The sequence below is a fragment of the Azospirillum agricola genome, assembly GCF_017876095.1.
GTDB classification, from domain to species: domain Bacteria; phylum Pseudomonadota; class Alphaproteobacteria; order Azospirillales; family Azospirillaceae; genus Azospirillum; species Azospirillum agricola.
In genome coordinates, this window is sequence record NZ_JAGINM010000003.1 from 316,466 (window position 1) to 334,750 (window position 18,285).

16 protein-coding genes are annotated in these 18,285 nt (G+C 71.1%); 7 read left to right on the forward strand and 9 right to left on the reverse strand.

Going from position 1 to position 18,285, the window contains the following annotated elements; genetic code table 11:
• Window positions 1-62 precede the first annotated feature (62 nt).
• The 9 genes from J2847_RS05735 to J2847_RS05775 all read right to left on the reverse strand — a co-directional run bounded on the left by J2847_RS05735 (window position 63) and on the right by J2847_RS05775 (window position 11,367).
• On the reverse strand, window positions 63-2,348 hold the full coding sequence (locus tag J2847_RS05735) for a methyl-accepting chemotaxis protein (RefSeq protein ID WP_209777815.1): 2,286 nt from the start codon (window positions 2,346-2,348) through the stop codon (window positions 63-65).
• Window positions 2,349-2,626: 278 nt separating this feature from the next.
• Window positions 2,627-3,673 (reverse strand): ABC transporter ATP-binding protein, encoded by a 1,047-nt coding sequence (locus J2847_RS05740; protein WP_209777816.1) that lies wholly within the window; start codon window positions 3,671-3,673, stop codon window positions 2,627-2,629.
• On the reverse strand, window positions 3,673-4,674 hold the full coding sequence (locus J2847_RS05745; RefSeq protein ID WP_209777818.1) for an ABC transporter ATP-binding protein: 1,002 nt from the start codon (window positions 4,672-4,674) through the stop codon (window positions 3,673-3,675). Before J2847_RS05745 ends, J2847_RS05740 begins: the two co-directional genes overlap by 1 nt.
• 23 nt (window positions 4,675-4,697) lie before the next feature.
• Window positions 4,698-5,756 carry a D-TA family PLP-dependent enzyme gene (locus tag J2847_RS05750; protein WP_209777819.1) on the reverse strand — a complete coding sequence of 353 codons (1,059 nt, stop codon included), beginning with the start codon at window positions 5,754-5,756 and terminating at the stop codon, window positions 4,698-4,700.
• A gap of 64 nt (window positions 5,757-5,820) precedes the next feature.
• The gene (locus J2847_RS05755; RefSeq protein WP_209777821.1) at window positions 5,821-6,204 is read right to left on the reverse strand and encodes a RidA family protein; all 384 of its coding nucleotides are present in this window, start codon (window positions 6,202-6,204) and stop codon (window positions 5,821-5,823) included.
• A gap of 36 nt (window positions 6,205-6,240) precedes the next feature.
• Window positions 6,241-7,863 (reverse strand): N-acyl-D-amino-acid deacylase family protein, encoded by a 1,623-nt coding sequence (locus tag J2847_RS05760; RefSeq protein ID WP_211114632.1) that lies wholly within the window; start codon window positions 7,861-7,863, stop codon window positions 6,241-6,243.
• Window positions 7,863-8,765 (reverse strand): ABC transporter permease, encoded by a 903-nt coding sequence (locus J2847_RS05765; protein WP_209777823.1) that lies wholly within the window; start codon window positions 8,763-8,765, stop codon window positions 7,863-7,865. Before J2847_RS05765 ends, J2847_RS05760 begins: the two co-directional genes overlap by 1 nt.
• 39 nt (window positions 8,766-8,804) lie before the next feature.
• Complete coding sequence (locus J2847_RS05770) at window positions 8,805-9,746, reverse strand: ABC transporter permease (protein ID WP_209777825.1); 942 nt, start codon at window positions 9,744-9,746, stop codon at window positions 8,805-8,807.
• 64 nt (window positions 9,747-9,810) lie between these two features.
• Window positions 9,811-11,367: an ABC transporter substrate-binding protein gene (locus J2847_RS05775; protein ID WP_209777826.1), complete on the reverse strand. Its 1,557-nt coding sequence runs from the start codon at window positions 11,365-11,367 to the stop codon at window positions 9,811-9,813.
• A gap of 254 nt (window positions 11,368-11,621) precedes the next feature.
• On the opposite strand from J2847_RS05775, the gene J2847_RS05780 reads away from it, so the two are divergent.
• From J2847_RS05780 to J2847_RS05810, 7 genes are all read left to right on the forward strand, one after another.
• Window positions 11,622-12,380 carry an IclR family transcriptional regulator gene (locus tag J2847_RS05780; RefSeq protein WP_233474308.1) on the forward strand — a complete coding sequence of 253 codons (759 nt, stop codon included), beginning with the start codon at window positions 11,622-11,624 and terminating at the stop codon, window positions 12,378-12,380.
• A 502-nt stretch (window positions 12,381-12,882) separates the two neighbouring features.
• Entirely contained in the window at window positions 12,883-13,728 is an 846-nt protein-coding gene (locus J2847_RS05785) for an alpha/beta fold hydrolase (RefSeq protein ID WP_209777829.1), read from the forward strand.
• A 74-nt stretch (window positions 13,729-13,802) separates the two neighbouring features.
• Window positions 13,803-14,249 carry a Zn-ribbon domain-containing OB-fold protein gene (locus J2847_RS05790; RefSeq protein ID WP_209777831.1) on the forward strand — a complete coding sequence of 149 codons (447 nt, stop codon included), beginning with the start codon at window positions 13,803-13,805 and terminating at the stop codon, window positions 14,247-14,249.
• Window positions 14,246-15,391, forward strand: coding sequence for a thiolase family protein (locus J2847_RS05795; RefSeq protein ID WP_209777832.1), 1,146 nt, complete (start codon window positions 14,246-14,248; stop codon window positions 15,389-15,391). Before J2847_RS05790 ends, J2847_RS05795 begins: the two co-directional genes overlap by 4 nt.
• Window positions 15,391-16,218, forward strand: a complete 828-nt coding sequence (locus J2847_RS05800; RefSeq protein WP_209777834.1) for an IclR family transcriptional regulator — start codon at window positions 15,391-15,393, stop codon at window positions 16,216-16,218. The genes J2847_RS05795 and J2847_RS05800 overlap by 1 nt, the downstream gene beginning before the upstream one ends.
• Window positions 16,215-17,471, forward strand: coding sequence for a CaiB/BaiF CoA transferase family protein (locus J2847_RS05805; protein ID WP_209777835.1), 1,257 nt, complete (start codon window positions 16,215-16,217; stop codon window positions 17,469-17,471). The genes J2847_RS05800 and J2847_RS05805 overlap by 4 nt, the downstream gene beginning before the upstream one ends.
• Window positions 17,461-18,240 (forward strand): SDR family NAD(P)-dependent oxidoreductase, encoded by a 780-nt coding sequence (locus J2847_RS05810; protein WP_209777837.1) that lies wholly within the window; start codon window positions 17,461-17,463, stop codon window positions 18,238-18,240. Before J2847_RS05805 ends, J2847_RS05810 begins: the two co-directional genes overlap by 11 nt.
• Window positions 18,241-18,285 lie beyond the last annotated feature (45 nt).

An 18,285-nucleotide genomic window follows, 5' to 3' on the forward strand; every position in this document is an offset into this window, starting at 1 on the left:
TCGCGAACGGGTCAACCCTTTTGAGGGGGGCGGCTTCCGCGTGTGCCCCCCTCCGGCCGGCTTCAGGCGGCGACGCTGCCCTGCGGCAAGCGGTCGAGCAGGGCGGTGATGCGGGCGCGGGTCGCCGCGTCCAGGCGGAACTGGAACCGGGTCCGCCCGTCCACCGCTCCCGCGATGCGGGCGTTCACCGTCGCCCCGCCGTCGATGGACAGCTCGACGGCGGTGCCATCCGGGATGGCGAGCACCTGCTCGATCGCCGCGCCGCCGAGCGACAGGTCGTGGGTGCGGCACCGGATCTCCTGTCCGGCCACGCTTATGCGGATCGGCAGCTCCACGACGTAGCGGATGAAGGCGCGCCGCTCCCCGGCGTGCGACACCGCCGACAGGAAGTTCTCCACCTCGCCGCGCAGCGTCTCGGCCTGCCGCGACAGGTCGCTGGCCGCCGCCAGCACCTGCTCGGCCGCCGCCCCGGTCACCGTCGCCGTCTCGCTGACGTTGCCGATGTTGGACGACACCTCGCGGGTGCCGGTGAAGGCCTGGGTGACGTTGACCGCGATGTCCTGGGTCGCCGCCCCCTGCTGGCCGACGGCGTCGGCCATGGCGCCGGCGGCGGTGTTGACCTCCGAGATGATGCGGGCGATGCCGGTGACGATGGCGGCGGCCTCGCGCGAGGCCTCCTGCACCGAGGCGACCTGGGTGCTGACCTGCTCGGTGGCCTTGGCCGTCTGGCTGGCGAGGTTCTTCACCTCCGAGGCGACCACCGCGAAGCCCTTGCCGGCCTCCCCGGCGCGGGCCGCCTCGATGGTCGCGTTCAAGGCCAGAAGGTTGGTCTGGCTGGCGATGTCGTTGATCAGGCTGACCACCGCGCCGATCCGCTCGCCGGCCTCCGACAGGCTGCCGACGATGGCGCTCGCCCGGTTGGCCTCCTCCACCGCCTGCCGCGCGGTGGTCGAGGACAGGTCGATGTGGCGGGAGATCTCGGCGCCGGTGGCGGCCAGCTCCTCGGCGGCGGCGGCCACGGTCTGCACGTTGGCGGCGGCCTGCTCGGCGGCCGACGCCACCGCGGTGGAGCGCTCGCTGGTTTCCGCCGCCGCGCCGCTCATCGACTGGGCGGTGGCGTGCAGCTCGGTCGAGGCCGTGGCGAGCGAGCGCAGCATGCCGCTGACGCTGCGGTTGAAGTCCTGGGTCAGCTGGTCCATGGCGGTCTGGCGGCGCTCCTTGGCGGCCGTCTCGGCCTGCTGTTGGGCCTCCAGCTTCTGGCGCTCCAGCGCGTGTTCCTTGAAGACGCCGACGGCTCCCGCCATGGCGCCGATCTCGTCGCGGCGGTCGAGGCCGGGGATGGCGGTCTGGAGATGCCCGTCGGCAAGCCCGCGCATCGCCGTCGTGATCGCCTGGAGCGGGCTGGTGATGCTGCGGCCGACCAGCACGGCGACGACGGCGCTGACCAGCACGGCGCCCACCACCGTGACGGCGAGCCAGATGAGGGCTTGCAGCACGATCTCGGCGGCCAGCGGCGCCAGCGCGTCCTGCTGGGCCTTGGTGGTGCGGGCGAGGTCGCCGACGATGGCGGCGATCTCAGGGCCGATGGCGCCCAGCACGTCGACGACGATCCTGTTGCGGTCGGCGACCGCCTTGTCGAGCGCCGTGACGGCGGCGAGCAGGGCCTTGGCGTCGGCGGCCAGCGCGGGCGCCGCGCCGGCGGCGGCGTCCGCCAGGGCGGGGAGGCCGGCAAACTCCTGGGCGGGGGCGCCGTGCGGCTTCTTCTCCAGCTCGACCAGGAAGAGGGCGGCGACGCCGCGCAGGCGTTCGACCTCGGTGGCGAGGCGGGCGGCGTCCAGCACGCGGGCGTGGTTGCCTTCGGCCTCGGCCTTGGCGGCGGCGGCCCGCGCCTCGCGGGTCAGACGGTCGGCCAGCGTCTTGGTCTCGGCGTAGGCGGCGTTGCCGGCGTCCTGGAAGGTGACCGAGCGGTCGAACTCGGCGCCGTAGAGCGCCACGCGGTCGCGCAGCGTCGCCAGCTTGCCGCGCATCTCGTCGCTGTCGGCGCCGCGGGCGGCCTCGTCGACCATGGCGACGGCGCGGGCGGTCGAGGCGTCGGCCTCCTTCACGAAATTGGCGCCGCTCTTGCGCAGGTAGTCCTTCACGAAGTTCCGCGTGGTGATGACCTCGGCCTCGACCCGCGCGATGGTGGCGTTCAGCCCGGCGCGGTCGCGGTAGGCGGCGAAGACGCCCTCGACGGAGCGTGCGCTGGTGATGCTGAGGACGCTGACCAGGATCAGCACCGCGATGACGGCGGCGTAGCCGATCCACAAGCGGGGGCCGATCTTCAAATTGCGCACGAAGGTCGTCATGGGCGTGTTCCTGGGACGAGCGGACGGTGATCGGACGGGCGCGTCCCCCATTGGACGTTCGTATGACCGATCGGATGGGGTCTGGATAGCAGACCCGCTCAACCGGAGAACGGTAAAATATGCTTCATATTATAGCCAAATTGACGCAGATCGTCCGCGGCCGCGCGTTGCGGAACATTCTGTCCCGCGCTGCGCAACATCGGTGAATACCGGCCGGTGAATGCTGTCGTTCGCGCCTTGGCGCGGCCTTCTCCGCCCCGCCGGGGCGGGGTGGAGGATCACGCCGCCAGCGCCGGAATGTCGTCGCGGATGCAGGAGACCTGATGCCCCGGCGCCACCTCGCGCAACGTCCGGGCGGCGGGCTCGGCGCAGGCGGGCAGGGCGAAGGGGCAGCGGGTGCGGAAGACGCAGCCCGACGGCGGGTTCATCGGGCTCGGCACGTCGCCTTCCAGCAGGATGCGCTGGCGCGGGGCGTCGGGGTCCGGCGTCGGTGCCGCCGACAGCAGCGCCAGCGTGTAGGGGTGGCGCGGCCGTTCGTAGAGCGCGTCGCTCGGCGCCAGCTCCATCATGCGGCCGAGATACATCACCGCCACGCGGTCGCTGATGTAGCGAACCACCGCGAGGTCGTGGGCGATGAACAGCACCGCCAGCCCCAGCTCGCGCTGGAGGTCGCGCAGCAGGTTGACCACCTGGGCTTGCACGGAGACGTCGAGCGCCGACACCGGCTCGTCGGCGACGATGAAGTCGGGCTCGACCGCCAGCGCGCGGGCGATGCCGATGCGCTGGCGCTGGCCGCCGGAGAACTCGTGCGGGAAGCGGTCCATCGCGTCGGCGGTCAGCCCGACCTTCTCCAGCAGCGCGGCGATGCGGTCGCGGCGGTCGGCCGCCGTGCCGATGCCGTGGATGACCAGCGCCTCGCCGATCACGTCACGGACGCGCTGGCGCGGGTCGAGGCTGGCGTAGGGATCCTGGAAGACGATCTGCATGCGGCGGCGCTGCGCCCGCATCTCGGCTTTGGACAGGCCGGTGATCTCCTGCCCGTCGAAGCGGATCGAGCCGGCGCTCGGCTCCAGCAGGCGCAGGATGCTGCGGCCGGCGGTGGTCTTGCCGGAGCCGGACTCGCCGACCAGCCCGACCACCTCGCCCCGGTGGATGTCGAGCGACAGATCGTCCACGGCGTTGACCCAGCCCTTGGGGCGGCGCAGCAGCCCGCCCAGGATGGGGAAGCGCTTTTGCAGGCCACGGATGCGGAGAAGCGGCTCGCCGGTGCGGGCGGCGGGACGGGAGGCGGCTTGCGTGTTGGCTTGCGTGTCGGCGGCGGTCATCAGATTTCCCTCCAGCGGCGGCAGCGCACGGCGTGGCCGGGGGCCACCTCCTCCAGCGCGGGTTCGGCGGTGGTGCAGGCGGGCTGCGCGTGGGCGCAGCGCGGCGCGAAGGTGCAGCCGGGCGGGCGCGCCACCGGGCTCGGCACGTTGCCGGGGATGGCCTCCAGCCGGGCGGCCTCGCCGCGCCCCTGGCCGAGATGCGGCATGCAGGCGAGCAGGCCGCGCGTGTAGGGGTGCTTGGGGGTCTTGAAGAGGGAACGGACGTCGCCCTCCTCGACGACCCGGCCGGAATACATCACGGCGACGCGGTGGGCGAGTTCGGCGACGACGCCCAGATTGTGGGTGACGAACAGGATCGCCGTCCCGGTCTCGGCCTGGAGCCGGCGCATCAGGTCGAGGATCTGCGCCTGGATGGTGACGTCGAGCGCGGTGGTCGGCTCGTCGGCGATCAGCAGGGTCGGCCGGCAGGCCAGCGCCATGGCGATCATCACGCGCTGGCGCATGCCGCCCGACATCTGGTGCGGATACTCGTCGATGCGGCGCTCGGCGGCGGGGATGCCGACCGTCTTCAGCATGGCGAGCGCCTCGGCCCTCGCCGCCTTGCGGTCGAGTCCCTGGTGCAGGCGCAGCGCCTCGCCGATCTGGTCGCCCACCGTGTAGACCGGGTTCAGCGAGGTCATCGGCTCCTGGAAGATCATGCCGATCTCGTTGCCACGGATCGAGCGCATGGTCTTTTCCGTCGCGTGAGCGAGATCGACCACCGAGCCGTCGCGGCGGCGGAACAGGATCTCGCCGCCGGCGATGCGGCCGGGCGGCGACTGGATCAGCCGCATCGCCGACAGGCTGGTGACCGACTTGCCGCTGCCGGATTCGCCGACCACGGCCAGCGTCTCGTTGCGGCGGACCTTGAAGGAGACGCCGTCCACCGCCTTCGCCACACCCCGGTCGGTCGCGAAATGGGTGGACAGGCTGCGGATGTCGAGCGTGGTGTCGGCGTCCATGGCGGGCGTCCTTTGTGGAGGGATCAGCGGGTGCAGCCGCGCGCGGCGACCGGCCAGTCGCCGACCAGTTCGCCGCCGCGCGCCACCGCCATGCGGTCGTGCAGGTTGCTGACGACGCAGACATGGTTGGGCAGGATGCGGACCCGTTCGCCGATGGTGGGCTTCACGGCGCAGCGCGACAGGTCGACGACGGCGTGCTCCTCGTTGAGGCGGACGATCACCGCGTCGGGGTAGTCGAGGATCAGCCCGTAGCCCTCGCCGGCCGACGGCGGCACGCGGTCGCTCGACAGGGTCTTGGAGCCGCTGTCGAGAACGGCGCGGTCCTCGGTCGGGCGGCTGACCACGGTGGCGCGGACATGGACGGCGCACTCGTCGAGCGTCGCCACCCCGGCGGCGACGGTGGCGCGGTCGTGGTAGATGTAGGTGCCGACGCGCAGTTCCGTCACGCCGGGCAGCTCGTGGGTGTCCCAGCAGCCGGGCGTGCCGCCGACCGACACCGTTTCGATCGGGATGGCGGCCTCGCCGAACAGGGCGCGGGCGGCGCTGACGAAGGGCACCGTCTGCGGCCCGCGCGGGTAGGTCATCAGGCCGCGGAAGGCCAGCGGGCCGTTGCCGTGGGCGCGGCGGGCGAGCGCCAGCGCCTCGTCCGGGGTCTGCACGCCGCAGCGGCCGTCGCCGCTGTCGAACTCGATCAGGATGCCGATCTCCACCCCGGCCTCGTGGGCGGCGGCGGCCACGGTGTCGAGCGCCACCGCGTTGTCGAGCGACACGGTCAGCCGGGTCTTGCGCGCCAGCTCGGCCAGCGGCGCGACCTTGGAGGCGCCGACGATGGGGTAGGTGATCAGGATGTCGGCGCAGCCGGCCTCGGCCATGACCAGCGCCTCGGAAATCTTCTGGCAGGTGATGCCGACGGCGCCCAGCTCGATCTGGCGGTGGGCGAACTGCGGCAGCTTGTGCGTCTTGATGTGGGGGCGCAGCGCCAGCCCGTGCCGGTCGCAGTAGGCCTGCATCTTGGCGAGGTTGTGCTCCACCCGGTCGAGGTCGATGACGGGAACGGGGGTGTCGAGATCGTCGACGCGCATGGCGCTGCTCCTGAACGGGAAGACAATCCCTCCCGCCGGAACGGGAGGGAGGGGAACGGCAAGGTTACGCCGCCGGCAGGACGGCGACGCAGTCGATCTCGACCTGGATGTTGTTGAGCTGGCAGCCGACCGTGGTGCGGGCCGGCGGCGCGTCCGGGAAGAACTCGGTGTAGAGCGCGTTGTATTCCTGGAAGCGGGCGAGGTCGGACAGGTAGCTGTTGACCTTCACCACATGGGCCAGATCGGTGCCGGCGGCCTTCAGGATGATCTCCAGGTTGCGCAGGGTCTGGCGCACCTCGCCGGCGAAGTCGGCGGGCAGCTCGCCGGTTTCCGGGTGGTGCGGGCCCTGGCCCGAGACGTAGACGAAGCCGTTGGCGACGATGGCGTGGCTGTACTGGCCGGCGGGCTTGGCGCCCTTTTCGGCGAAGATCGTCTTGCGGTTGGTCATGGTGGTCTTCTTTCTTCGAGGGCTGATGCTGATGAATCAGGCGCGGGTGAGCGTTTTGCCGGGCCGTGCGCCGGTGTGTCCGCCGTCGCGCAGCACGAAGGCTCCGGCGACGAGGACGTCGGTGATGCCGTGCGGCGGCTGCGTCGGATCCTGGAAGGTCGCGCGGTCGCACACGTCGGCGGTGAACAGGGTGAGGTCGGCGGCGAGGCCGGGGCGGATCAGGCCACGGTCGCCGAGCCCGAAGCGCTGGGCCGGAACGGCGGTCATGTGGCGCACCGCCTCCTCCAGCCGCAACGCTCCCTCGCCTCGGATCGCGCGGGCGAGGTAGCGGGGAAAGCTGCCGAAGGCGCGCGGGTGCGGCTTGCCGGTCTCGCGCGGCAGCCCGTCGGAGCCCAGCATGTGCAGCGGGTGGGAGAGCGCGGTTTCGAGGTCGCGCCCGTCGAGCTGGAACATGACGATGTTCGTGCGCCCCCGGTCGGCGGCGATCAGCCGGGCCAGCGTCGCGAAGGGAGTCTCGCCCCGCGCCTCGGCGATCTCGCTCAGCGACAGCCCCTCGACGGCGCGCAGGGACTCGTCGCCGACGCCGCCGATGCGGACATTCTCCCAGCCGATCAGGCGGATCTTGGACTCCCAGCCGGCGTCGTCGGGCGCCGTGCCGTCCTCCACCGCGCGGCGCAGGGCCTCAAAGCCGGCCTCGTCGGCCAGCCGCGCCAGCAGCGCCTCGACCCCGCCGGACAGCGCCGAGGGCGGCAGCAGTTGCAGGATGGTGCTCGACCCGGCCGGGTAGGGGTACATGTCGAAGCTGACGTCGACGCCGTCGCGCCGGGCGGTCTCCAGCCGGTCGACGGCGCGCGGCAGGCTGCCCCAATAGGGCCGTCCGGCAGCCTGGAGGTGGGAGAGCAGGCCGCTCGCCCCGCCCGTGGTCAGCAGGTCGAGGAACTCGTCGACCGAGGCGATCAGCCCGCCCTCGTAGGAGCGGACATGGGCGGCCAGCAGGGCGCCGTGCTCGGCCACCACCTCGGCCAGCCGGACCAGCTCGGCGCGGTCGGCCCAGGCGCTCGGCGGGTAGACGAGGCCGAGCGACAGGCCATGCGCCCCCTGGCGGAGCTGGTCGGTGAGCAAGGCGGCCATCGCCTCGCGCTCGTCGGCCGTCGCCGGGCGGTTCTGCCAGCCCATGACGGCCAGCCGCAGCGCCGCGTGGCCGACCAGCGAGACGAGGTTGATGGCGGTGCCGCGCCCGTCCAGCGCCGCGCGGTAGGCGGCGAAGTCGGCGAAGCTCTCCTCCGCGCTCACAGGGCCGAGCAGGCTGCCGAAATGCTCGCGCAAGGGGACGGCGCTGTCGGGCCGCTGCGGGTAGAGCCCGAAGGAGCAGTTGCCGACCACCACGGTGGTGACGCCCTGCGCCACCTTCTCCGGCCGGCCGGGCCGGCGCAGCTGGATCAGGTCGTCGTGGCAGTGGGCGTCGATGAAGCCGGGGGCGAGGTAGCGGTCGTTCGCTTCCACGACGTCGGCGTCGCCGGGAACCAGTCCGCTGCCGATCTGGGCGATGCGGCCGTCCGCGATGCGCACGTCGCCACGGAACCACGGAGCGCCGGTGCCGTCGAGGATGCGGGCGCCGCGCACCAGCACGCGGGGATTCACGGGGGCTGCGTCGCTCATCACGTCACCTTCTGGAGCCGGGGGTCGAGCGCGTCGCGCAGCCCGTCGCCGACAATTTGCAGGGCCAGAACCGTCACCACGATGGCGAGGCCGGGGAACAGGACCAGCCAGTCGGCCTGCTGGAAATACTGCTGGGCGCCGGCGATCATGTTGCCCCATGTCGGGGTGGTCGGCGGCACGCCGACGCCCAGGAAGGACAGCGCCGCCTCGGTCAGGATGGCGTAGGCGAAGATGAAGGTGGCCTGGACGACCAGCGGCGACATCAGGTTGGGCAGGATGTGCAGGAAGACGATGCGCGGGGTCGAGGCGCCGAGCGCGGTCGCCGCCTCGACATAGGGCATCTCGCGCACCACCAGGGCGGCGGCGCGGACCACGCGGGCGACGCGCGGGGTGTAGACGATGCCGAGCGCCAGCACGACGTTGAACAGCGAGGGGCCGAGCGCGGCCATGAAGGCGATGGCGAGCAGGATGTCGGGGAAGGCCATCAGCGCGTCGGTCAGTCGCATCAGCACGCCGTCCAGCGGGCGGACATAGCCGGCGAGCAGCCCGATCAGGGTGCCGAACACCGCCGCCACCACGACCACCAGCAGCCCGACCAGCAGCGAGAGCTGGGCGCCCTGCATGATGCGGGACATCACGTCGCGGCCGAACTCGTCGGTCCCGAACCAGTGGGCGGCCGACGGCGGCTTCATCCGGCTGAGGATGTCCATCTTCATCGGGTCGTAGGGCATGATCCAGGCGGCCGAGGCGGCGACCGCCAGGATGGCGGCGAGCAGCATCAGGGCGACGACGACCAGCGGCCGGCGCAGCAGCTGGCGCAGGATCAGCGCGGCCGGGGAGCGGCCGGGCGCCTTGGGCGCGGACGGCGCCGGGCTGGCGGAGGCGGCGGGAAGGCTTGCCATGGCTGTCCCTTTCTCGGTAGCGGACATCTCGGCGGCGGATCAGTAACGGACCCGAGGATCGACCACCGCGTAGAGCAGGTCGACCGACAGGTTGATGAGCACGTAGATGGCCGAGACCACCAGCAGGGCGCCCTGGATCACCGGATAGTCGCGGCGCAGCACGGCCGAGACGATCAGGTTGCCGACGCCGGGCAGGCCGAAGACGGTCTCGGTCACGATGGCGCCGGCGATCATCACGGCGGCGGTCAGGCCGATGACGGTGAGGATCGGGATCATCGCGTTGCGCAGCGCGTGCTTCAGCACCACGACCAGCGGCGACAGCCCCTTGGCCCGCGCGGTGCGGACATAGTCGTCGCCCAGCACGTCCAGCATGCTGGTGCGGGTGAAGCGCAGGATCAGCGCCGAATTGGGGATGCCGAGCGCGATGGCGGGCAGCACCAGATGATGCAGCCGCTCAGCAAAGCTGGCGTCGGGCGGGCCGTAGCCGGCGACCGGGAACCAGGGGAGATCGACCGCCAGATACTTGATCAGCGTCAGCCCGATCCAGAAGCTCGGCACGCTGGCCGCCAGCATGGCGAGCCCTATGGAGGCCTGGTCGATCCAGCGCCCGCGCATCGCCGCCGACAGGATGCCGACCGGCACGCCGATGACCACGGCGATGCCGACCGACATCAGCGTCAGCATGGCGGTCAGCTCCGACCGCTCGGCCAGCGCCTGGGCGACCGGCCGGTTGAGGAAGATCGACTCCCCCAGGTCGAGGCGGGCGATCTGCTGCAAATAGATCAGGAACTGGCCGAGCAGCGGCTGGTCGAGCCCGAGCCGGCCGCGCAGGGCGGCGATGTCCTCCGGCGTGGCGGAGGAGCCCAGCATGACCGCGGCCGGATCGCCCGGCACGACGCGGGCGATCACGAAGACCACCGCCGCGACGATCAGCATGACCACCATCATTCCGGCGAGCCGGCGCACGATGTAGACGAACATGGCTGTGATTCCGGCCCGGTTGTTAACCCCTCTCCCGGGGCGGGAGAGGGACCTTTTCAAAGCGTCAGTTCGACAGCTCGGCGTTCCAGAAGAACGGCCAGGGCGCCGGGGTGTAGTTCTTCAGCTTGTCGCTGGCGGCGGCCAGATTGTAGAAGTCGCCGACCTTGATGCTCGGCACCTCGCTGTAGAAGAGCTTCTGCAACTCCACCCACTTGCCCTTGCGGGCGGCGGCGTCCGGCTCGCGGTTGAAGGCGGCGAGCGCCTCGCGCTTCTCCGGCGTGTCCCACCAGCCGGGGTAGCTGGGGTTCAGCACGGTGATCAGCGACGGCTCCGGCACGAAGGTGTGGTAGGTGAAGAAGGCGTCCCACGCCTTCTCGTCGCCGCGCTTCTGCAACAGCGTCGCCCAGTCCAGCACCTGGAGATCCACCGTGTAGCCGGCCGCCTGCAACTGCGCCTGGGCGACCAGGCTCATCTTGTACAGGAAGTCGTACTGGGTGGAGGTCATGATGCGGATCGGCTCGCCCTTGTAGCCGGCGCTCTTGCGCAGCTCCGCCGCCTTCTTCGGGTTGTTGTCCGAATAGGGCTTGGCGCTGGCGGCATCATAGAACGGCGTGCCGGGGCTGTAGATCGACCCTTCCGTGGCGAAGAAGGCCGGATCGCCGAAGCCGGCCAGCATCATGTCGCCCGGCGTCAGGGCGGCCAGCACCGACTGGCGCAGCGTCTGGTTGGCCAGCACGCCGGTCTTGCTGTTCATGATCATCAGCGGGAAGCCGAAGGGCTTGACGATGACCGGCTTGACGCTCGGCGAATTCTTGAAGCGGCCGAGCATCTCGGCCGGCAGGCTGTCGGCGAACTGGTACTGGCCGGCCAGCATGCCGGCGACGCGGGTCGCCGCGTTGGGAACCGGCACGAAGCGGACCTCGCCGATCTTGGGCGCCCGCGCCCCGCCGTAACCGCTCGCCGGACCCTGCGGCGACGTGTAATTGTCGAAGCGGACCAGGCGGATGTGCTGGTCGGGCTTGTGCTCCAGCAGCTTGTAGGGGCCGGTGCCGATGAACTGCTTGAGGGGCGCGGCGCCGTCGATCTGCCCCTTCGGCACGATGGCGGCGGCGCCGTTGTTCATCGCCAGCAGCGCCAGCAGCGGCGTGAAGGATTCCTTCAGCGTGACGGTGACGGTCGAGGCGTCGGTGGCTTTGATGCTCTCGATCATCGGCGCGGTGGTCTTGCCGCGCGGCGACAGCCTGGTCCAGCGCTCCAGCGAGGCAACCACGTCCTCGGCGGTCATCGGGCTGCCGTCGTGGAAGGTGACGCCGCCGCGCAGCGGGAAGGCGTAGGTCTTGCCGTCGGCCGAGACCGTCGGCTGGGCCGAGGCCAGCAGCGGGACGATCTTCCACTCGGCGTCGAAGGTGTAGAGCGTCTCGAAGACGTGCTGCGTGATGATGCTGACGAGGTCGGAGGTGACGCCGACCGGATCCAGCGTCGGCGGCTCGCCGATCGTCGCGACGGTGACGACGGACTGCGGCTGCTGCGCCAGAGCCGACCCGACGGTCGTGGTCAGCGCGCTGCCGATCAGGGCGGTGCCCAGCAGGGCGGTGTAGAGGCTGCGGGTGAACGGTTTCATGACGACTCCCCTCCGCGAATGGACCGGTCTCGGTGCCGGTGCTGCGTGTCGTCCGGATTGCTCCCTGCGTTCCGTCGCGAGCGTTCCGCTTCGGCTGTTCGATTTGTCCGATATTTCGGACATCGATCTTGTATTCCGGACAAGAGGACGGTATATCGGACAAAGAGCGCTGGCAAGGCGAAAGTTGGCGTGTTAAGCGATGTGTGCAGTCGCAACACGGTGACGCACACGGTATCGGGGTGGAGATGGACGGCATGGCGGATGTGAAGACGGGCGCGCGGGCGCGCGGGATCGACCGCGTCATCGCGCTGATGGAGCATCTGCACCGGCTGCGCACCCCGACGCGGATCGCCGACATCGCGCGCGACACCGGCACGCCGCGCTCCACCGTCTACGAGCTGGTGAACACGCTGGTCGAGGCGCGCTGGCTGGAACTGCGCGACGGCGACGGCACGGTCTATTTCGGGCCGGCCATGCACTACTACGGCAGCGACTATCTCGACAGCGTCGACCTGATCCGCAAGGCACGCGGCGAGGTCACCCACCTGTCGGAATCGGTGGGCGAGACGGCGCAGTTCTGCATGCTGGACGGCGACAAGTACCTTGTCGTGCTGAACGAGCCGGGCCGGCGCATGTTCCGCCTCAGCTCCGAGATCGGCATCAAGGTGCCGATTCCCTGGACCGCGTCGGGCCGGCTGCTGGTCGATCACATGACGCCGCAGGAGATCCGCGCCTTCATCCCGGCGGAGGATTTCACCCTGCCGGACGGCCGCAAGATCGTCGAGGCTGAGTTCCTCCACGACATCGCCCAGGCGCGCGAGGCCGGCTTCGTCCGCACGACGGCGCTGGTCGACCGTTTCACCACCTGCATGGCGGCCCCGGTGCGCGATCCGGCCGGGCGCTGCATTGCGACGATCTGCTTCGTCGTGCCGGCCGACACCGAGGCCGACCAGCAGGCGATGATGATCGACGCGTTGAAGGCGAGCGCGGCGCGGCTGTCCGGCGCGCGCTGAAAGTCGGGCGCCGAAGAATGCCCTCTCCCGCCCCGGGAGAGGGCATGGAGCCGACGGCCACAGGCCGGACGAGCGCCGAAGGCGATCGTAGTGCGGAATGCGGTCGCGAGACTTGCGAGCGACCTCGGGACCCGCCGCGAAGCGGTGGGGAGGGTGAGGGGTGATCCAAGGATCAGACCCACCTGTTTCTTGGAGAACCCTTTACCCTTCCCATGCTGCGCATGGGCCCCTTCCCTCTCCCGGGGCGGGAGAGGGAGCTTCGGTTGCCGGCGTTAACGCCCACCCACCGCCTCCCGCGGTTGACTCCCATCCAGCCTTTTAAATCCCCAAGCGGCACCCGTTCGCCGCCACTGGCGGAGCCATGCTTCGGACGCAGGGCGGTCCGTCTCCCCATACAATTCCCGCCGCAACAGTCGCTTGACAGAACCATTTCCGGCCCCCTAAATTCTTTCCATACAACGGAATTAGATTCCGTTTATCGGAATTTTAAGCGGAGGGCGGTGTGGACAGGCAAGGCTGGATCGTGGCGGAGGATGGCGCCCGCCTGCACCATGTCGAGCGCTCCACCGGTGGCGCCGCCGACGCGGCCGCCGGGCCGGTCATCCTGCTGCATTCGCTCTTCTTCAGCGGCGCCATGTTCGACGACCTGCTCGACCGGCTGCCCGCCGGGCTGCGCTGCGTCCGCCCGGACCACCGGGGGCAGGGGCGCAGCGAGACGGGCCGCAACGCGCCGAGCATCGAGCGGCTGGCCGACGACACCATCGCCCTGATCGAGGCGCTCGGCGGCAGGCCCGCCCACCTCGTCGGCAGCTCGATGGGCGGCTACGTCGCGCTCGCCGTGCTGCGGCGCCGGCCCGAGCTGGTGGCGAGCGCCGTCCTCTCCTGCTGCACCGCGCAGCCCGAAATCCAGGTCGAGCGCTTCGCCGCGCTGGAGAACGCCCTGCGCACCAAGGGCGCCGCCGCGCTGGTCGACGCGATCGCCGCGACCATGTTCGGCACCCGCTTCATCGAAGGCGGCATCGACGGCAGCGGCGAGAGGCTACAGCGCTGGCGCGCGGCCTTCGCCGAGGTCGACGACCGCATCGCCGACGCCGTCCACGGCGTCGCCGGCCGCACCTCCTTCGTCGAGAGCCTTCCCGCCATCCGGGTGCCGCTCCAGCTCGTCAGCGGCGCGCTCGACGCCGCCAAGCGGCCGGACGACATGCAGTTCATCGCCGACCGGGTATCCGGCAGCCGGCATGTGACCCTGGAGCAGTCCGGTCACACGCCGCCCGTCGAGGACCCCGACGCCTTCGCCGCGATCCTGCGGCGCTTCTGGACCGACATCGGGCTCGTCCCCGCCGCCTGAAACGGCCTCGGACAAGCTCCCCGCCTCGCCGCTTTCCATTCAACACGGCCATTCAACACGGAAAGATGCCTTCCATGCCTTCTGATCCAGCCGTGGCCCCGACCTCGGGCGCCGCGTTCGGGGAGGACGCTCTCCCGTTCCGCGACCTCCAGGCCGCACCGTCCGCCCAGTTCGAGATCGTCGACGGCGCGGTGCTGCTGAAGGGAAGCCTCTGCCGCTCGTCCGGTTCCAAGGCCTTCCCGGCCCGCCGCGTCTGCCTGGACACCGGCGCCACCGACATGGAGCCGATCCTCATCGGCCCGCGCGGCTCGCTCTATTCCTTCTCGACCGTCCACGTCTCCTCGGCCCGGCCGACGCCCTATTCGATCGGCTACGTCGATTTCGAGAACGGCGTGCGCGTGCTGGCGCAGGTCGATGTTCCGGCCGGCGCGACGCTGGCCTGCGACAGCCCGGTCGAGCTGCGCGCCGAGGGCGACCGCTGGTTCGTGGTTCCCGTGGATGGAAAGGGTCTGGGGCAATGAGCGAAGCCTACATCGTCGGCGCCGCGATGATCCCGATGGGGAAGCATCGCGAGTCCAGCTACTCCGGTCTGGCGATCCCGGCCGTTCTCAACGCCCTGCGCTCGGCCAACATCACGCCGAAGGACGTCCAGGGCGTGGTCTGCGGCCACGCTTTCGGCGGCATGCTGACCGGCCAGCGCATCGTCAAGGAGATCGGCATCGGCGGCGTTCCGGTCATGAACGTCGACAACGCCTGCTCGGGCGGCGCCACCGCGCTGCACCTCGCGGTCAAGGAGATCGCCGCCGGCCGCCACGACGTCATGCTGGTGATCGGCGTCGACAAGCTGACCCAGTTCGGCGGCGGCACCCTGCCGCTGGTCGCCGAGGATCCCGAGGTGCAGCAGGGCATGGTCATGCCGGCCCTCTACGCCATGCGCGCCCGCCGCTTCCTGCACGAGCGCGACGCGACCACCGCCGATCTGGCCGGGGTCAGCGTCAAGGCCCGCCGCCACGGCGTGAAGAACCCCTACGCGCAGTTCCGCAGCGAGGTGACGGTGGACGAGGTTCTCGCCTCCCGCTTCATCGCCGAGCCGCTGACCCTGATGCAGTGCTGCCCGACCGGCGACGGCGCGGCGGCTGTGGTCGTGGTCTCCGAGGCCGGGCGCAAGAAGCTCGGCCTGCCGGCGGTGCGCGTCGCCGCCTCGATCCTGCATTCGGGTTCGGCGACCGCCGGCTTTCGCAACATGCTGCGGCCGGAGATCACCTACCATTCGGCCCGGGACGCCTACGAGGCGGCCGGCATCGGCCCGCAGGACGTCGACGTCGTCGAACTGCACGACGCCTTCACCATCGCCGAGCTGGTCTATTACGAGGCGCTCGGCCTCTGCGCCCCCGGCGAGGCGGCCGGCTTCCTGCGCGCCGGCAAGTCGACCTACGGCGGCGACGTCGTGGTCAACCCGAGCGGCGGCCTGCTGTCCAAGGGCCACCCGGTCGGCGCCAGCGGCGTCGCCCAGGCGGTGGAGCTCTACTGGCAGCTCACCGGCCAAGCCGGCGCCCGCCAGGTCGAGGGCGCCCGCGTCGCGCTGGCCCATGTGACCGGCGGCGGCATCGCCGGGCTCGACCACGGCGCCTGCACGGTCCACCTGCTCCAGGCGGTGCAGTGATGGCCCCCCCTCCCGCATCCGACCAGACCAAGACGGGTGACACCGCCACCGCCGGCACCGGCGGGGCGGCCGGCACCGGCACGGTCAGCCGCGCGCTGATGCTCCTGTCGGTCCTGGCCGACGCGGGAGGGGAGGTGACGGTCAAATACGTCTCCGACACCATGCAGCTCTCGCCCTCGACCGCCCACCGCCTGCTTCAGCTCATGAAGGACGAAGGGTATGTCGAGGCGGTGCCGCGCAACCGCACCTACGTCGTCGGCCCGGCCTTCTACCGGGTCGCGGCGAAGGTGGTCGGCTCGGTGTCGCCCGTCACCATGGCCCAGCCGGTCGTCGAGGCGCTGGCCCAGCGCTTCGACGAGACGGTGCTGTTCGGCCTCTACCTGCGCACCGAGCAGGCGATGAGCTTCTCGGCCCGCGCCGACGGCAGCCAGCGCCTGCGCTACCAGATCGACATCGACAAGCCGCTGTCGCTGGTGTGGGGCGCCTCGGGGAAGGCCATCATGGCCCATCTGCCAAAGGAGACCATCGCCGCCATCCTCGCCAAGGAGGGGCCGTCGCCGGCCACCGGCGCGCCGGTGCCCGCCGCCGACGCGCTGGCGGCGGAGCTGGCCGCCATCCGCGCCCGCGGCTTCGCCGTGTCGGAGAGCGAGAAGCTGCCCGACGCGCGCGGCGTCGCCGCCCCGGTCTTCGGCGCCAGCGGCGTCTGCGGCTGCCTCTGCCTGACCTCGCCCAAGCAGCGCATCGCGAGCCTGTCGATCGACGCGATCGGCGGCGAGATCGCCCGCGCCGCCCACGACCTTTCCCGCACCCTTGGAGCCTCGACATGAGCGAGCCGCAAGCCACGGCGAAACCCCTCGCCGGCTATCGCGTCGTCGATCTCACCACCTTCCTGTCCGGCCCCTTCTGCACGCAGATCCTCGCCGACCTCGGCGCCGACGTCGTCAAGATCGAGACGCCGCAGGGCGATTCGAGCCGCGCCATCCCGCCGCACTTCGTCGGCGACGACAGCGCCTATTACCTCGGCATCAACCGCAGCAAGCGCAGCCTCGCCGTCGACATGAAGCAGCCCGACGGGCTGGCCCTGGTCCTGCGGCTGATCGCCACCGCCGACGTGGTGGTCGAGAACTACCGGCCGGGCGTGGCCGCCCGCCTCGGGCTCGACATCGCGGCGCTGCGCGCCGAGCGGCCGGGCCTGATCTGGGCCTCGGTCAGCGGCTTCGGCCAGACCGGGCCGTGGCGCGACAAGCCGGCCTACGACATGATCGTCCAGGCGCTGTCCGGCGTCATGAGCCTGACCGGCGAGCCCGGCCGCCCGGCCGTCCGCCTCGGCATCCCGGCGGGCGACATGGTCGCCGGCATGTACGCGACGATCGCCATCAACGCCGCGCTGGCCGAGCGCGAGCGCAGCGGGCAGGGCCGGGTGATCGACGTCTCGATGCTCGACTGCCAGCTCGCCATGCTGTCCTACCAGAGCACCTACGCGCTGGTCGCCGGCACGGTTCCGCAGCCGCAGGGCGCCCGCCACGACAGCATCCCGACCTACCGCTCCTTCGTGGCGCGCGACGGCCGCGAGCTGGTGGTCACCGCCAACACCGAGCGCATGTGGGAAGGGCTCTGCCAGGGGCTCGACCGCGCGGCGCTGCTGTCCGACCCGCGCTTCGCCAGCGCCAAGCTGCGGCTGGCCAACCGCGAGGCCCTGTGGCCGCTGCTGGAGGAGGCCTTCCTCGCCCGCGACGCCGCCGACTGGATCGCCCCGCTCGACGCCAGGGGCGTGCCGGTCGCGCTGATCAAGACGGTGCCGGAGGCGCTGTCCGACGCGCGCGAACACGGCCGCGGCATGATCCTGCCGCTGACCGACGCCGCCGGCACGTCGATCGACGTGGTCGGCAACCCGATCAAGTTCGTCGACGAGGGCGGCTTGGCGGAGGATCCCGCCCGCTACCCGCCGGTGCTCGGCGCCGACGCCGAAAGCGTGCTCGACCAGTGGCTGGGGATCGGTTCCGCCGATGTCCGCAAGCTGTTCGACGCCCAGACCCTGGTCCGCCGCACCCCCGTTCAGGACAACCGCGATGTCGCTTGATTTCTCCATCAGCATGAAGGGCCGGGTCGCGGTCGTCACCGGCGGGGCCGCCGGCATCGGCCAGGCGGTCGCCGCCGAGCTTCTGCGCCAGGGCTGCGTCGTCGGCGCCGTCGACCGCACAGCCGACGGCGTGCCGGACGGCGTGACCCCGCTGGTCGCCGACGTGCGCGACCAGGGCGCGCTGAACGCCGCCATCGGCGGCTTCGGCGAGCGGCACGGCCGCATCGACTTCCTCGTGAACAACGCCGGCGTCAGCTTCGTCGGCACCATCGAGGATGGCAGCGAGGAGGACTGGGCCCGCCTGTTCGACATCAACGTGATGGGGCAGATGCGCTCGACGCGGGCGGCGCTGCCGCACCTGCGCAAGTCGGACGCCGGCGCCATCGTCAACATGTCGTCCTGCACGGCGATGAACGGCCTGCGCCAGCGCGCCCTCTATTCGGCGAGCAAGGGCGCGGTGCAGTCGATGACCATGGCGATGGCCGCCGACCTGATCGCCGAGGGCATCCGCGTCAACTGCATCGCCCCCGGCACGGTCGACACCCCCTTCATGGCCGAGCTGGCGGCGCGCGCCCCCGATCCCGCCGCCAAGCGCGCCGAGTTCGCGGCGCGCCAGCCGAGCGGCCTGATGGTCGATCCGCTGGAGGTGGCGCTGGCCGTCGTCTTCCTGCTGCGCCCCGGCGCCAATGGCAGCGTCGGCACCTGCCTCACCATCGACGGCGGCATGGCCGCCCTGCGCGTTCCGCCGCGCCCCGTGACTCAACCCTGATTGCATACTCGGATAATCATGGCGCAAGCCGATCCAACCGGCCGC

Excerpts from the sequence above, each read along its gene's own strand:
- J2847_RS05735 (WP_209777815.1), bottom strand. The coding sequence starts at position 2,348 with ATGACGACCTTCGTGCGCAATTTGAAGATCGGCCCCCGCTTGTGGATC.
- J2847_RS05740 (WP_209777816.1), bottom strand. The coding sequence starts at position 3,673 with ATGACCGCCGCCGACACGCAAGCCAACACGCAAGCCGCCTCCCGTCCC.
- J2847_RS05745 (WP_209777818.1), bottom strand. The coding sequence starts at position 4,674 with ATGGACGCCGACACCACGCTCGACATCCGCAGCCTGTCCACCCATTTC.
- J2847_RS05750 (WP_209777819.1), bottom strand. The coding sequence starts at position 5,756 with ATGCGCGTCGACGATCTCGACACCCCCGTTCCCGTCATCGACCTCGAC.
- J2847_RS05755 (WP_209777821.1), bottom strand. The coding sequence starts at position 6,204 with ATGACCAACCGCAAGACGATCTTCGCCGAAAAGGGCGCCAAGCCCGCC.
- J2847_RS05760 (WP_211114632.1), bottom strand. The coding sequence starts at position 7,863 with ATGAGCGACGCAGCCCCCGTGAATCCCCGCGTGCTGGTGCGCGGCGCC.
- J2847_RS05765 (WP_209777823.1), bottom strand. The coding sequence starts at position 8,765 with ATGGCAAGCCTTCCCGCCGCCTCCGCCAGCCCGGCGCCGTCCGCGCCC.
- J2847_RS05770 (WP_209777825.1), bottom strand. The coding sequence starts at position 9,746 with ATGTTCGTCTACATCGTGCGCCGGCTCGCCGGAATGATGGTGGTCATG.
- J2847_RS05775 (WP_209777826.1), bottom strand. The coding sequence starts at position 11,367 with ATGAAACCGTTCACCCGCAGCCTCTACACCGCCCTGCTGGGCACCGCC.
- J2847_RS05780 (WP_233474308.1), top strand. The coding sequence starts at position 11,622 with ATGGCGGATGTGAAGACGGGCGCGCGGGCGCGCGGGATCGACCGCGTC.
- J2847_RS05790 (WP_209777831.1), top strand. The coding sequence starts at position 13,803 with ATGCCTTCTGATCCAGCCGTGGCCCCGACCTCGGGCGCCGCGTTCGGG.
- J2847_RS05795 (WP_209777832.1), top strand. The coding sequence starts at position 14,246 with ATGAGCGAAGCCTACATCGTCGGCGCCGCGATGATCCCGATGGGGAAG.
- J2847_RS05800 (WP_209777834.1), top strand. The coding sequence starts at position 15,391 with ATGGCCCCCCCTCCCGCATCCGACCAGACCAAGACGGGTGACACCGCC.
- J2847_RS05805 (WP_209777835.1), top strand. The coding sequence starts at position 16,215 with ATGAGCGAGCCGCAAGCCACGGCGAAACCCCTCGCCGGCTATCGCGTC.
- J2847_RS05810 (WP_209777837.1), top strand. The coding sequence starts at position 17,461 with ATGTCGCTTGATTTCTCCATCAGCATGAAGGGCCGGGTCGCGGTCGTC.